Annotated in this window: 13 protein-coding genes; 4 read left to right on the top strand and 9 right to left on the bottom strand. The window is 66.1% G+C overall.

Features of this window, described 5'->3' with window-relative positions; translation table 11 throughout:
* Positions 1–33: 33 nt before the first annotated feature.
* The 3 genes from BFE01S_RS27430 (at position 34) to BFE01S_RS45160 (ending at position 1369) form a co-directional block, all read left to right on the top strand.
* The gene (locus tag BFE01S_RS27430) at positions 34–708 is read left to right on the top strand and encodes a response regulator transcription factor (protein WP_028228250.1); all 675 of its coding nucleotides are present in this window, start codon (positions 34–36) and stop codon (positions 706–708) included.
* A gap of 160 nt (positions 709–868) precedes the next feature.
* Positions 869–1159 carry a DUF4148 domain-containing protein gene (locus BFE01S_RS27425; RefSeq protein ID WP_028228249.1) on the top strand — a complete coding sequence of 97 codons (291 nt, stop codon included), beginning with the start codon at positions 869–871 and terminating at the stop codon, positions 1157–1159.
* A gap of 66 nt (positions 1160–1225) precedes the next feature.
* Positions 1226–1369, top strand: coding sequence for a hypothetical protein (locus BFE01S_RS45160; protein ID WP_169742671.1), 144 nt, complete (start codon positions 1226–1228; stop codon positions 1367–1369).
* Positions 1370–1403: 34 nt separating this feature from the next.
* Here BFE01S_RS45160 and BFE01S_RS27415 read toward each other — a convergent pair whose 3' ends face one another.
* The 9 genes from BFE01S_RS27415 to BFE01S_RS40385 all read right to left on the bottom strand — a co-directional run bounded on the left by BFE01S_RS27415 (position 1404) and on the right by BFE01S_RS40385 (position 12429).
* Positions 1404–2075: a response regulator transcription factor gene (locus tag BFE01S_RS27415; RefSeq protein WP_028228248.1), complete on the bottom strand. Its 672-nt coding sequence runs from the start codon at positions 2073–2075 to the stop codon at positions 1404–1406.
* Between the two features lie 13 nt (positions 2076–2088).
* Entirely contained in the window at positions 2089–3519 is a 1431-nt protein-coding gene (locus tag BFE01S_RS27410; RefSeq protein WP_042338751.1) for a HAMP domain-containing sensor histidine kinase, read from the bottom strand.
* A 196-nt stretch (positions 3520–3715) separates the two neighbouring features.
* Complete coding sequence (locus BFE01S_RS27405; protein ID WP_028228246.1) at positions 3716–4603, bottom strand: universal stress protein; 888 nt, start codon at positions 4601–4603, stop codon at positions 3716–3718.
* 19 nt (positions 4604–4622) lie between these two features.
* Positions 4623–6116, bottom strand: a complete 1494-nt coding sequence (locus tag BFE01S_RS40400; RefSeq protein ID WP_052421000.1) for an efflux transporter outer membrane subunit — start codon at positions 6114–6116, stop codon at positions 4623–4625.
* Positions 6116–7339 (bottom strand): efflux RND transporter periplasmic adaptor subunit, encoded by a 1224-nt coding sequence (locus BFE01S_RS40395; RefSeq protein WP_042338714.1) that lies wholly within the window; start codon positions 7337–7339, stop codon positions 6116–6118. Before BFE01S_RS40395 ends, BFE01S_RS40400 begins: the two co-directional genes overlap by 1 nt.
* Positions 7336–10494: an efflux RND transporter permease subunit gene (locus BFE01S_RS27390; RefSeq protein WP_028228245.1), complete on the bottom strand. Its 3159-nt coding sequence runs from the start codon at positions 10492–10494 to the stop codon at positions 7336–7338. The genes BFE01S_RS40395 and BFE01S_RS27390 overlap by 4 nt, the downstream gene beginning before the upstream one ends.
* Positions 10495–10557: 63 nt before the next feature.
* Positions 10558–11235 carry a response regulator transcription factor gene (locus BFE01S_RS27385; RefSeq protein ID WP_028228244.1) on the bottom strand — a complete coding sequence of 226 codons (678 nt, stop codon included), beginning with the start codon at positions 11233–11235 and terminating at the stop codon, positions 10558–10560.
* A gap of 424 nt (positions 11236–11659) precedes the next feature.
* Complete coding sequence (locus tag BFE01S_RS40390; RefSeq protein ID WP_156967166.1) at positions 11660–12076, bottom strand: hypothetical protein; 417 nt, start codon at positions 12074–12076, stop codon at positions 11660–11662.
* Positions 12070–12429, bottom strand: coding sequence for a hypothetical protein (locus BFE01S_RS40385; RefSeq protein WP_052420998.1), 360 nt, complete (start codon positions 12427–12429; stop codon positions 12070–12072). Before BFE01S_RS40385 ends, BFE01S_RS40390 begins: the two co-directional genes overlap by 7 nt.
* Before the next feature lie 267 nt (positions 12430–12696).
* Here BFE01S_RS40385 and BFE01S_RS46295 point away from each other — a divergent pair, with 267 nt between their 5' ends.
* Positions 12697–12828 (top strand): hypothetical protein, encoded by a 132-nt coding sequence (locus BFE01S_RS46295; protein ID WP_281177413.1) that lies wholly within the window; start codon positions 12697–12699, stop codon positions 12826–12828.
* Positions 12829–12866: the final 38 nt, after the last annotated feature.

Genomic DNA, 12866 nt, shown 5'->3' with positions numbered 1-12866 from the left:
CTGCCTTCCCCGACCTCTCTATCCGCCGCCACCATGCACCGAGTTCTCGCGATTGAAGATCATGCGCCGGGCCACCAGGGCGTCGGCCCGCGCCTGGCCGAGTCCGGCTTCGATGTGGAAGTCGCCCGCACCGGGCGTGAAGGCATTGCGCTCGCGCTCTCCGGCCAGTACGACGCGATCACCATCGAACGCCGGCTGCCCGACCTCGACGGACTCGCCATCGTCACCACCATGCGCAGCGTGGGCATGGACACCCCCATCGTGCTCGTCAGTTCCTCACAGGCGGTGGAAGAACGCGTGCAGGGCCTGCGGGCCGGTTGCGACGACTACCTCACGCGGCCCTTCGTCGCCGAAGAGATGCTCGCGCGCGTGGAAGCCATCCTGCGCCGCTACCGCCACACCAGCGCACCGGCCACCGTCCTGCGCGTCCCGCCGCTCGAACTGGACCTGATCCGCCACACGCTCACTGCGAACGGCAAGCCGGTGAAGCTGCGCCCCGCCGAACTGAAGCTGCTCGAATACCTGATGCGCCACCCGCGCACCGTCCTCACCCGCACCATGATCTTCGAATCGGTGTGGGGCGGGCGCTACGATCCGGCCAGCAATATCGTGGACGTGCACATCGGCCGGCTGCGCAGCCGCCTCGACACACCGGGCATGCCGTCGCTCCTGCGCACGGTCCGCGGCTCAGGCTACCTGCTCGGCTGAAAGGACGCTGCGGACTGCACGCTGGGTGTGGCACGCTGCGCGTTGCATGCTGCCTAAACATCTCTTCATCTTTACGCGGCCGTTTTGGTAGGCATACCTGACTATCCTGAGTCGCACGTACCCACTCGGTGTACGTGCGAATTCCGGGTCAGGAGAAACCATGAACGCCATCGCATTCTGTATCGCTGCCGGCCTCGCCGCTTGTGGTTCGGCATCGGCATACGCGCAGACATCGCCCGATACGAACAACTCCGGGCAGCCGACCATCAGCACCACCGCCGCTGCCGCCACCACCACGCAGGCACAGACCACCCCGTACAACGGGGGCTGGGTTCCGCCCTATGGCGAGCCGGTTCACGAAAAAACCCGCGCCGAGGTGTATCAGGAACTGATCCAGGCGGAGAAGGACGGCCAGCTCGACTACCTGAACTCGACGCTCTACGCACATTAATCGCACTGGCCGCCGTGCGCTCGCGCCATGGCGACCGGAAGGAAGGGCAACATGACGAAAAGAGCAATGACCAGACTGGCACGAGGCCTGATCGTCGCGGCGATCGGCGCCTTCGCCCTCGCGGGCTGTTCGTCGCTGCAACGCACGGCGGATGGCCCAGGCAACTGCGTCGGGCCGCCCGACTTCTGCACGCCCTATTTCGGCTCGTAGCAACCAGGGGCCTTCAACCGGCCCCTCGTAGCCGCTACGTCGTGCTCAGTTGATAGCCGTAGCGATTGACCGTGTCGATCCTGAAGCGCGCGCCCGCTGCCTTCAGCTTGCTGCGCAGCCGCGACACCACGAGGTTGACGCTCGAAGGCTCCACGTCGTCGCGTTCGGGCCACGCGTAGCGGGTAAGCTGCTCGCGGCCCACCGGTGCATTCGCGCGGCGCAGCAGGCATTCGATCAGGAGGAACTCGCGCGTGGTGAGCGGGATGCGCAATTCGCCCTCCACGGCTTCGCGCGTCATCGGATCGAGGCGCGGCGCGCCGGTCCGCACCTCGCTGCCGTAGGCCGCGTTGCGCCGCAGGGCATGAATGCGCTCGTGAATTTCGAGCACCGAGTAAGGCTGCACATAGCAGGCGTCCGCGCCGGCGCGCAGAAGCTGCGCACATTCCGCCGGCGTGGCGCGGCCCAGGGCGATCACGATAGCCGGCGCGCTGGCGAGCCGCCGCAGATCGCCGAGCACGTCGAACAGCGTGCCCAGGTCCTCTTCGCTCTGCCGGCAGATGACGATGGCGTCGAAGTCCTCGTTCAGCGCGAGATGCAGGGCATAAAACAGATCGTCCGTCGATTCGACGCTGTTCAGGCTCTCGGTCAGCGCCTTTTGCATGTAGTGGCGCGTCGTGTCGGCGCTTGCCGTCAGCAATACTCTCATTCGTTGTTCGTCTTTATCGGTGGTGTGGCCAGCAGTCCACGCGCACGACCGTCCCCTCGTTCGATCCGCTGATGGCCAGCGTGAAGTCATGCAGCCGCATCACCGCCGACACGATGCCGAGCCCAAGCCCGCTGCCCGGCAGATGCCGCGTGCGGCTGCCGCGATAGAGCTGTTCCAGCACGAGCGCACGTTCCTCTTCGGGAATGCCGGGGCCGTTGTCGGCCACGCTGAATGCAGCCCCCTCGGCAAGCGCTTCGAGGCTCACGCGCACCACCCCGCCCTGCGGCGCGAACTTCACGGCGTTGTCGAGCAGATTGCTGAAAGCCTCGAACAACAGCGCACGATCCGCGGCAACGGGCCGCACATCGGCGAGGTGCGCTTCGAGCGCGACGCCCTTTTCTTCGGCGAGCGGTTCATAGAGATCGTAGAGATCGCCAACGAGCGAGCGCAGATCGACCTCGGCGAAGGCCGCGCGGCGCTGGCGCGAACCGATCTCCGCAATGCGCAGCATGGCCGTGAAGCGGTCGAGCAGCCCGTCGATCTCTGCGCGCGCACCGGCAATCACGGCAGCGAGTTCCTCGGGGGGGCGCGCGCCGACTTCGCCGCCCGCATTCGAGAGGCGCGCGCGCAAGCGCACGAGCGGCGTGCGCAGATCGTGCGCGATGCCGTCCGACGCCATCTTCACTTCAGCGATGAGACGCTCGACCTCGTCCAGCATCCGGTTGACGAGTTGCGCCAGCATGGCGAGTTCGTCGCGCCCTTCGGCCGGCAATCGCAGCGAGAGGTTGCCGGCCGCCACCGATGCCGTCGCCTTGCGGATGGCCGAAACGCGCCGCATCTGGTGCATGCTGATGAGGACGCCGCCCAGCACGCTGCCGCCCAGACACAACAGGCCGCCGATCACGAGCGCGCGAACGAGTTCGCCGTGCACGCGCCTCACGTCTGCGAGCGTACGCGCCACGACGAGGCGCTGGCCATTCGCTCTCTGCTCCCCCATCACGCGCAACGGGCTGGGGGAGCCGGCCACGTTCAGCGTCACGTTCTCGCCGCGTGCATGCTCGTGCGTCGTCCCCACCGCGTCGAAGCGCAGCGCGCCCGGCAGCGTGTCGAGATCGCCGGCCACGTAGCGGCCATCGGCGCTGAAGAGTCCGTAGTGGTTCAAATGGGGACTGTCGCGCGAAAGCCGCAGTGCGATGGCAGGCGCCAGTTCTGCGTCGCTGCGCGCGTCGAAGTAGCGCAGTTGCCAGCGCAGGCCGCTATCGGCCTCGCGCTCCATCGCGTGCGTGACCGAGTATTCGATCAGCCCGATGAGCGCCATGAACGCCAGCGAAAAAATGGCCGCATAGGCGGTGAGCCAGCGAAACGTGGTGGTCCGCCAATGCTGCCCTTCAAGCGACTGCGAGCGTGCATCGGCCTGCGGCAGAACCGGTCCATGCGGCGCCATGGGTTTGCGGTCCGTCCAGCGCATGCTCAACATAGTCCGATCATTGCTTCGTCCTTGCAAACCGGAGTCCTCTTTCGCCGATTGCGCGAGCACCACCTGCCGTTCATGAAGTTTCGCTGAGCATACGCAGGGTGATTTAACCCATGCGAATCGCCAACATTAACTTTTTGTCAGCGAGCGGCGTACTGCATGCCACTCAGCCGCACATCGCAAGCGGCAGCTTGATATCGGTCAGCAGCGTTCGCGTAACGCTGCCCAGCAGCTTTTCCCACAACATCGGGCGGCCATGTGCTCCGGCAATCAGCAGGTCCGCTCCCTGATCGAGCGCCGCGCCCTGCAAAAGATCGCCCATCGGCGCGCCGGTGGGCGCCAGCGCGCGGAGTTCGACCTTGTCGGTGTGACGGCGCACGTGATCCAGCACCGCCTCGAGCGGCAGCCGCTCGGGCCGCGCGGACTCGTCGCCTTCGACGATCAGCACCGTCGTCCAGTCCGCGCGCTCGATCAGCGGCAGCACCGCCGAAAATGCCCGTGCGCAGGCGGGGCTGCCGTTCCAGGCCAGCGCGATCTTGCGGCCCAGCGCGCTCACGCTTTCCAGGTCAACGTCTTCTTCCGCCACGTCCTGCGGCACGATCAGCACCGGCCTGCCGGTTGTGAACAGCACGGTTTCCGCGAACGAGTATTCCTCGGGCAGATCGGCGTCCTCCTGGGTGTCGTGGCCGACAAGGGTGAGATCCGCGTAACGCGCATGCTGCGGAACCACGAAACGCGCACGGCCTTCGCCGGCTTGCCAGGCCACCTCGATCCCATAGGCGCGGCCGAGTTCGTCGAGCCGCGCGCGCAGGCACCCGGCCTGCGCGTCGAGCTCGTTCTCGATCGACGCGCGCAGCGAACTGGCCTGCGCGCCGGGCACGAGGCCGAGTTCGGACGACTTGAGCCGCCGCTGCTGCGCAATGCTCCGCTCGCGCACGTAGAGCGCGTTCAGCCTCGCGCCGTGCCGTGCCGCCAGATCGGCGGATCGTTGCAGACGCACCTGTCCGGCCGCACTCGCATCCACGTGCACCAGAATGTCCTTGAATCCCGTCATCTCACATCCCCGCGACAAATCATGGGTTGGCGGCGGCATCGCTGGCCGCACGCGAGACCCGAGCGAGCGGCCCGAACGGCACCGTCTGCCCGGGCGTAGGCAATTGATCGACGCTCCAGCCGCCGCCCAGCGCGCCAATGAGCGCCACCGAGGTTTGCAGGCGCCGCGTCTGGACCTGCACTTCCGCAATCTGCGCACTCAGGGCCGCGATCTGTGCCACCGTCACATTCAGATAGTTGTCGAGCCCCTCGGTATAGAGGCTGAGCGAAATCTGCTGCACCTTCATGGCGGCCTGCAGGGCCGCTTCCTGCTGCTGCGCTTCGGTGGCGAGGCGGTCGGTCAGCGAGAGGTCGTCTTCCACTTCGCGGAACGCCTGCAGCACCGTCGAGCGATAGCGGTCGCCCGCCTGGTCGAAGCTCGACCAGCTCGCCTGCAACTGCGCGCGGCGCAGGCCGCCTTCGAACAACGGCATCATCGCGGCCGCGCCTACGGCCCAGAGCGCGTTGGGCAACGACGCGAGCCCGAGGCCCGTATCCTCGAAGCCCGCCGAGGCGGAAAGACGGATGTTCGGATAGAACGCCGCACGCGACACGCCGATGGCGGCATTGGCCGCCGCCATCGCGCGCTCGGCCTGCGCGATGTCGGGACGCCGCTGCAACAGCAGTGACGGCACGCTCACCGGCACCGTGGGCACGGCGTAGTCCTGCCGCGGCAGCGCGGCGAGACGGAAGTCGATGGGGTTGGCGCCCACGAGTGCCGCCACGGCATGTTCGAGCACGCTGCGCTGCGCAAGCACTTCGGTGTCGGCCGCCTGCGCCGAGGCCAACTGGTTCTGCGCACGCGCCACGTCGAGCCCGGAGGAAATCTGGTCGGCCAGCCGCATCTGCGTGATGGACACGGCCGTCTTATAGGCCCTGATGGTCTGCGCATAAACTTCGTGCTGCTTATCGAATCCCCAGATCGCCATATAATCCGACGCGAGCTCCATTTCGAGCGAGAGCCGCGCATCGGCCAGCGCCGCGGCCGTGCCCTGCGCATTGCGCGAGGCCTCGCGCGTGAGGTTGCGCGTCTCGCCCCAGAAGTCGGGCTGCCAGGACGCCGCGCCGCCCCAGCCGTTCGACTGCTCCTGGTAGGGGCCACCGCCGCTATGGAACAGCGTGTGATGCGACTCGCGGTTCTCGGAGGTGAACGCGTTCATGCCAAGCTCGGGAAAGAGCCCCGAACGCGCTTCGGCAACGGCGTCGCGCGCCTGCTGCCAGGTTTCGCGCGCGGCGGCCAGATCGGGGTTCGCCTCGTCGAGCCGTTTTTCGAGGCCGTCGAGCTGCGGATCGCCGAACATTTGCCACCACGGGCCACGCCGAAGCTGATCGGAAGGCGCCGCCTTCACGAACGGCCCCGTACCCGTGTACGAAACGGGCAGCACCATGGCGGGCGCATGATAAGCGGGCGCCAGATCGCAGCCGGCCAGTGCCGATACCGCGAGCAGCGCGGCCATGCGGGGTACGCGCATCATCAGGCGCCTTCCTTCGCGGCGGTACCCGCTTCAGCCGGCACGGCGAGGCCAGGCGGGCCGGTCATCACACGCACGCGCTCGCCTTCCAGAATGCCCGCGGAGGGGTTGAGCACCAGCCGGTCGTGCGGCGCCAGGCCGGAGAGCACCTGCACGGTCTTGCCGAAGTTGATGCCGAGCTTCACGTCCTGCAGGTGGACGCGATCGTCGGCGCCCACCAGGGCCACCTGCATGCCGTCCGAGCGGAACAGCAGCGCCTGCTCCGGCACCACCGGAATGCTGCGGTCGAGCGGCACGTTGAAATGCACGTTCGCATAAGTGCCCGGCCAGATCAGATGGTCCGGGTTCGGCACGAGCAGTTCCGTGGTCACGGTGCGCGTCTGCGGGTTGAATGCGTTCGCGCTGGTATCGAACGTGGCCTGGAAGGTGCGGTCCGGATATTGCGGCAGCGAGAGCGTGGCCGTAAGGCCGGGCTTGAGGATCGTTGCATAGTCCTGCGGCACCGAAACGAACACGCGCATCTCGTGGATATCGGCCACGGTGAAGAGCTCGTCGGCCGCGCCGCGCGCCGAAACGTCGCCGCCGGCCGCGTTCACGTAGTTGCCCACGTCGGTGTTGCGCGCCGTCACCACGCCGTCGAACGGCGCGACGATGCGCTTGAAGCCTTCCAGCACGCGATAGCGCGCCACCTGGTGCTGCGCCGCGCGCACCTTCGCGGCCTGCGCGGCCGCGTCGGCAGCCTTCACGTCCACTTCCTGCTGCGCCACGGCCTGAGTGCCCGCCAGCGCCTGCCAGCGCTTCGCAGTGAGCGCGGCCAGGTTGTAGTTGGTCTGTGCCACGTCGAGATCCGCAATCGCGCTTTGATACTGCTCGTCCACCGCGGGTGCGTCGATCGTGGCCAGCGTTTCGCCGGCTTTCACGAACGCGCCATAGTCCTTGTCCCACTTCAGCACGTAGCCGGACACCTGCGCATAGATCGGCGCCGAGTACCACGCGCGGATGTTGCCCGGCAGCGTGAGCGTGTGTGTCACCGGGCCGCTTGCGGGCGCAATCACCTGCACCGATGGGATCGAATCTTCGTCGGCCACGTCGCGCAGTTCGGCGAGGTTGTCGTGACGCTGGATCAAGCCCATGGCCACGACGGCGGCCGCGAACGCGCCCGCGACGACGAGCCAGGCACGCGGCCCGAACCGGCGCGGAACCGGCACTTCCCTGTTAGCGCTCATGACTGTGCCTCCATCGAGGGTTGATGATCCCGGTGCAGCAGCGCGAACACACAAGGGACGAAAAGCAGGGTGGCAAAGGTGGCGAACGTCAGACCGCCGATCACGGCGCGTCCGAGCGGCGCATTCTGGGTATTGCTGAACGACATCGGCAGCATGCCGATAATCATGGCGAGTGCCGTCATCAGCACCGGACGGATCCGGCTGAAGCCGGCCTCGATCGCGGCTTCGACCGCGTTGCCGTACTGCGCGAGATGTTCGCGCGCAAACGACACGACCAGGATGGAGTTCGCGGTGGCCGTGCCCATGCACATGATGGCGCCCGTGAGCGCGGGCACCGAGAGCGTGGTGTGCGTGACGAAGAGGCTCCACACGATGCCCGCCAGCGCGGCGGGCAGCGCCGTGATGATGATGAACGGGTCGAGCCACGACTGGAAGTTCACGACGATCACGAGATACACCAGCAGGATCGAGAGCGCGAGGCCGCCCAGCAGCTCGACATAAGCACTGCTCATGGTCAGTGCCTGGCCGCGCAGGTGCACGCTCGCGCCGTGCGGCAGCGTGCCCTGCATGTCCTTCACCACGCGCGAAACGTCGTCGTACACCCCGCCCAGGTCGCGCCGCTGGTTGCTCACGAAGATGTCGATGGCAGGCAGGATGCTGTAGTGCGTGGCGAGGAGCGGCATGCCCGTCTGCGTGATCCGGCTGAGCGCGCCGAGCAGTTGCGCATGCGCGCCATCGGGCGTGCCGGTGCCGGCATCGATGGGGATCGTTTCGAGGTCGTTCATCGAAGTGAGTTCGTTCTGCGGCGTCTGCATGTTCACGAGGTGCGATACGCCGCTCGACGTGTCGAGCCAGTACGTGGGCGCGGTTTGCCCGCTGCCCGAGAGCGTGGCGAGCGCGTTGTTGGCAATGTCGGCCTCCGTGAGGTTCATGCCGGAGGCAAACGCGCGCGACGCCGTGATCTTCAGCGTCGGTTCGTTGAAGGCCTGCTGGATGTGAACGTCGGCGGCACCCGGAATGCGGCGCAGCCGCGCAGCCAGTTGCTGCGCGTAGGCGTAGTTCGCCTCCTGGCCGCGGCCCGCGATCTGCACGTCGATAGGCGCAGGCAAGCCGAAATTCAGGATCTTCGCCGTGATGTCGCCGGGCAGGAACGTGAAGGTCGTGCCGGGGTAGAGCCTGGGCAACTCGCGCCGCAGCAGGAAGCGGTAATCGTCCACGGGCGAGCGCTCGTCCTTGAGGCTGATCGTGATATCGCAATCCTGCGGGCCGATCGTGCCGGTGGAGTTATAGGCCTCGTTGATGCCGCTCGCGGGCAGGCCGCAGTTGTCGAGCACGTTGGTCACCTTGCCCGGCAGCAGCATGCGGATCGAACCGTTGACGAGCACCGCGAGCTTCGACGCCTCTTCGAGCCGCGTGCCGATGGGCGCGCGCATGTGCATGTCGATTTCGCCCGACTTGATGCCGGGAAAGAAGTCGCGCCCGAGGAACAGGACCAGCACGAGCGAGCCGAACGCGCAGGCGACGAAGATGGGCACGAAGCGGCGGCGGCTCGCCACGGCCACGGTCAGCACCTCGCGATAGCTCACCCGGAAGCGCGAGAACGCATGTTCGAAGCTGCGCTGGAAGCGCCCGAACAAACCCGGCGGACGGCCATGGCCATGATGGGCGGCCACCTGGCCGCGCAACAGCCAGGCCGCCATGGTAGGCACGAGCGTGCGCGAGAGAATGAACGAAGCGATCATCGCGAACACGATGGCCTCGGCCATGGGCAGGAACAGGAAGCCCGCCACGCCGCCCAGCTGGAAAAGCGGCAGCCAGACGATACAGATGCACAACGTGGCCACGAAAGTCGGCACGACGATCTGGTTCGCCGCCGCAATGATGCCGGGCTCCAGTTCCGCGCCCGCTTCCAGGTGCGTGTCGATGTTCTCGATCATCACCGTGGCGTCGTCCACGAGTATGCCGACCGCAAGCGCGAGCCCCCCCAGCGTCATCACGTTGATGGTCTGGCCGAGCCACGAAAGCGCGAGCACCGAGCAGAGAATGGCGAGTGGAATGGAGGTGGCGACGATCAGCGTGGAGCGCCAGCTGCCGAGGAACAGCAGCACGGTGAGGCCGGTGAGAATCGCCGCCGTGATCATTTCCTGCACGACTTCGCGCACGGAGTCGCTCACGAAGCCGGAAGCGTCGTTGAGCGTCTTGATCTGCACGCCGGGCGGCAGCGTGCGCAGAATGCCGGGCAGCGCCGCCTTGATGCCTTTGACAACCGAAAGCGTGGAGGCGTCGCCGCTCTTGAGGATCTGGATCAGCACGGCCTGCTTGCCCTTCACCAGCACCGCATTGATCTGCGGCGGCGAGCCGCGGTGCACGTAGGCCACGTCGCGCAGGAATACCGTTGCGCCGTCCACGGTTTTGATCGGCATGTTGTTGAACGAGTCCACCTGCACGGGGGTGGCGTTCGTTTCGACCATGAAGTCGAGCGCGCCGATCTTCTGGTCGCCGGCCGGCAGCACCACGTTCTGCGACTGGAGCGCCTTGGCCACGTCGGTGGCCGAAAGGCCGTGCGCGAGCAGTTTGGTCTGGTCGAGGTCGATCTCGACGTTGAGCGACGCGCCGCCATACGGCGTGGGAATGGCGGCGCCCCGCACCGCCACGAGCTGCGGGCGGATCAGGTTCGAAGCCATGTCGTACACCTGCGCCGCCGTCATGCCCGGCGCCGAGACCTGAAGATCCAGCACCGGCACCGACGAAGCGTTATACGACAGCACCTGGGGCGGCGTGATGCCCGCGGGCATCTGCTTGAGCACCGTCTGCGAAATCGAGGTGATCTGCGCCTGCGCCGCCGCGATGTTGGTGCCCGGGCGGAAGAAGATCTTGACGATGCCGCGCCCGTAGAGCGACTGGCTTTCGATATGCTCGATATTCTCGACCGTGGCCGTGAGCGAGCGCTCGTAGTAGTAAATGACGCGGCCCGACATATCCTGCGGGGACAGCCCGTTATAGGTCCACACGACGGCGACCACGGGAATCTTGATGTTCGGAAAGATGTCGGTAGGCGTCTTGAAGACCGCCATCCCTCCGAACAGGACAATCAATATGCTCATCACCACGAACGTCAACGGACGTTTCAGGGCGACCAGAACGATAGCGTTCATCGGAAACCAGGAACGAGAGAAGAAAGAAGGTTGGCGAAGCCGCGCGCAAGACCCGCGCCGCGCTTACTCCGCCAGCATGTAGCCGGAACCACGTACCGTTTTCACGGCGGGACTCTCGCCCGCTTTGGCGAGCTTGGTGCGCAGGCGGCTCACATGCACGTCGATCACGTTGGTGCCGGGATCGAACCGGTAACCCCAGACCTCCTCGAAGATCATCGTCCGGGTCAGCACCTGCGCCGGATGGCGCAGCATGTATTCGAGTATGCGCAGCTCGGTGGGCAGCAAATCGACCGTGCGGCCGCGAAACTGCGCGCGGCGCGTGATGAGATCGAGTTCGAGCGTGCCGAGGCGCAGCGTCGTCTCCGCGGGGGAGCCCTGGCTGCTGCGGCGCAGGAGCACTTCGATGCGCGCGGCCATCTCCTCGGGCGAGAACGGCTTCGTCAGATAGTCGTCGCCGCCCGCGCGCAGGCCGCGCACGCGCTCGTCCAGATTGGACATCGCGCTCAGGATCAGCACGGGCGTATGAATGCCGACGCTGCGCATGGTCGTGAGCACCGCAAGGCCATCCACGTCGGGCAGCGCCCGGTCGAGCGTCACGACGTCGTAGGGGCCGGTCATGATCTTGGCAAGGCCGACACGGCCCGTGGTCGCCGTTTCCACCTCGTGCCCGCACGCGCAGAGAGACGTCTGGATCTCCTGCAAAATAAGCTCGTCATCGTCTACAGAAAGTATCCGCGTCATGAGTCGCACATCTGGGTAGAGCGCAGCCGTAGGCCTGCGGCTGCTCAGGATCTCTGCGGCAGTGCGGGATGAACGCATCCGCCGCCCCGTCTTTCGGGTTGCCGCCATCATGCATGACCGCACATAACGCGCCATCGCCACGTGGATTAAGCGTTGTTAATCTTTGTGCCCGCCCGGAGGTGCCGGGCCGCACGCAATCGCACATCGGAAAAGAGATTTTCAGTATTCGAGGTATTCAATCGCGCCTCGATCGACATACCATGCCGGTGCGGCCTGTCCCCCTGGGCAGCCGTTCTTCAAACCACTGTCACCCCAACGCCTTCCCGGGCGTTGGGTTTTTTTCGCATGGCGAACGCGAAAGAAAAAGCGGGCGCGGGGCGCCTTTGCGCCCCGCGCCCGCTTTCGTTCAATCGCGCAACTGCGCCTAATTCACACTCTGGCTCGTGGGAAGCGAAACGCGCCGCTCGCCGATTTCCAGCAGGCGGTGAGCGCTCGCGAGTGGAATGGCAAAGCCGGTCCAGCCCAGCCCGCTATGCCGGAAGAAGAGCACCACGCCCGCGAACGCGGGATCGACAACGATCTTCCAGTGGGGCTCGGTTTCGATGGGGAAGGGGTGATCGCGCGGCACTTCCGCCGGCACAGCCGGTTCGAGATCCGCGCGGGCGAAGCCCAGCGCCTCGATCAGTTCGTCGATTTCGGCAGGGTCGAGCAACACGCGGCTCGTGCCCAGCTTGAGCATGAGTGCGTTCGCACCGTACGGGTTGACGATTTCGAGTTCGACTTCGGCAGAAGGTTCGTTGGCCGCTGCCACCTCGGCCACCGATACGCGGGGGTCTAGCACGGCTTCTCTCCGCGGCCGGGTCCGCCTTCCAGGGTTCGCACGGCCCCGCGCAGTTCGCCGAGCCAGTCCGCGCGTTGCCGGTCCTTCAGCGCGAAGCCGCTCCAGCCCAATCCCTGGTGGCGAAAGAACACGACCGTGGCATCGAGAAGCGGGCTGGGCTCGGCGTACCAGCAGGGATCGACGGTGATGTGATAGCGGTGCCTTGGCGACATCGCTTCGGGAACCGCGGGTTTCATCGCGGCCCGGTGCAGCGCTAGCTGCTCGATCAGCTCGCCCAGGCCTGCGCCGTCCAGCACGGTGCTATCGCCGCCGACGGTGAGACGAAGCGCACGCTGCCCGCCTTCGTCGATCATTTGTACCCGCATGGGATGGTGCATGGAAAGGCCGCCCTCTCTATCGCTAGTCCGGTTCCCACACGGTAGCGGCATCGTGCCCCACGGGCAATTGCGCGAACATTAAAAGTCTTTTAGCGTTCGCGCGAAAAGCGGGCGCCGCGCCGGGCGCGCGGCGTTTCCTGCGTGCCGTTAAGAAAGCTTAATCCTCAAGTGTTGGGCATCTCGCGAGAGTGGGACTAAGTTGGTCTTTGCATTGCCCCCTATCGCACACCAAGGAGGATCACCATGAAGCTCGCCACTCTTGCCGCCCTCTTCGGCCTGGCCCTCGCGCTCTCCGTTCCGGCTCATGCAAGCCGCTATCAGGTATGCCACAAGGTCATGCAGCATCAGCAATGGGAAATGCATTGCGCACCATGACAAGCACTCCTGTGCAGAGGTGCCGGTTAAACAATATT

The organism is Paraburkholderia ferrariae NBRC 106233 (assembly GCF_000685035.1).
Classification (GTDB): domain Bacteria; phylum Pseudomonadota; class Gammaproteobacteria; order Burkholderiales; family Burkholderiaceae; genus Paraburkholderia; species Paraburkholderia ferrariae.
This window is presented reverse-complemented; position numbering and strand designations above follow the sequence as displayed.

Coding starts and splice junctions, on each gene's coding strand:
- BFE01S_RS27430 (WP_028228250.1), top strand. CDS start 34: ATGCACCGAGTTCTCGCGATTGAAGATCATGCGCCGGGCCACCAGGGC.
- BFE01S_RS27425 (WP_028228249.1), top strand. CDS start 869: ATGAACGCCATCGCATTCTGTATCGCTGCCGGCCTCGCCGCTTGTGGT.
- BFE01S_RS45160 (WP_169742671.1), top strand. CDS start 1,226: ATGACCAGACTGGCACGAGGCCTGATCGTCGCGGCGATCGGCGCCTTC.
- BFE01S_RS27415 (WP_028228248.1), bottom strand. CDS start 2,075: ATGAGAGTATTGCTGACGGCAAGCGCCGACACGACGCGCCACTACATG.
- BFE01S_RS27410 (WP_042338751.1), bottom strand. CDS start 3,519: ATGGCGCCGCATGGACCGGTTCTGCCGCAGGCCGATGCACGCTCGCAG.
- BFE01S_RS27405 (WP_028228246.1), bottom strand. CDS start 4,603: ATGACGGGATTCAAGGACATTCTGGTGCACGTGGATGCGAGTGCGGCC.
- BFE01S_RS40400 (WP_052421000.1), bottom strand. CDS start 6,116: ATGATGCGCGTACCCCGCATGGCCGCGCTGCTCGCGGTATCGGCACTG.
- BFE01S_RS40395 (WP_042338714.1), bottom strand. CDS start 7,339: ATGAGCGCTAACAGGGAAGTGCCGGTTCCGCGCCGGTTCGGGCCGCGT.
- BFE01S_RS27390 (WP_028228245.1), bottom strand. CDS start 10,494: ATGAACGCTATCGTTCTGGTCGCCCTGAAACGTCCGTTGACGTTCGTG.
- BFE01S_RS27385 (WP_028228244.1), bottom strand. CDS start 11,235: ATGACGCGGATACTTTCTGTAGACGATGACGAGCTTATTTTGCAGGAG.
- BFE01S_RS40385 (WP_052420998.1), bottom strand. CDS start 12,429: ATGATCGACGAAGGCGGGCAGCGTGCGCTTCGTCTCACCGTCGGCGGC.
- BFE01S_RS46295 (WP_281177413.1), top strand. CDS start 12,697: ATGAAGCTCGCCACTCTTGCCGCCCTCTTCGGCCTGGCCCTCGCGCTC.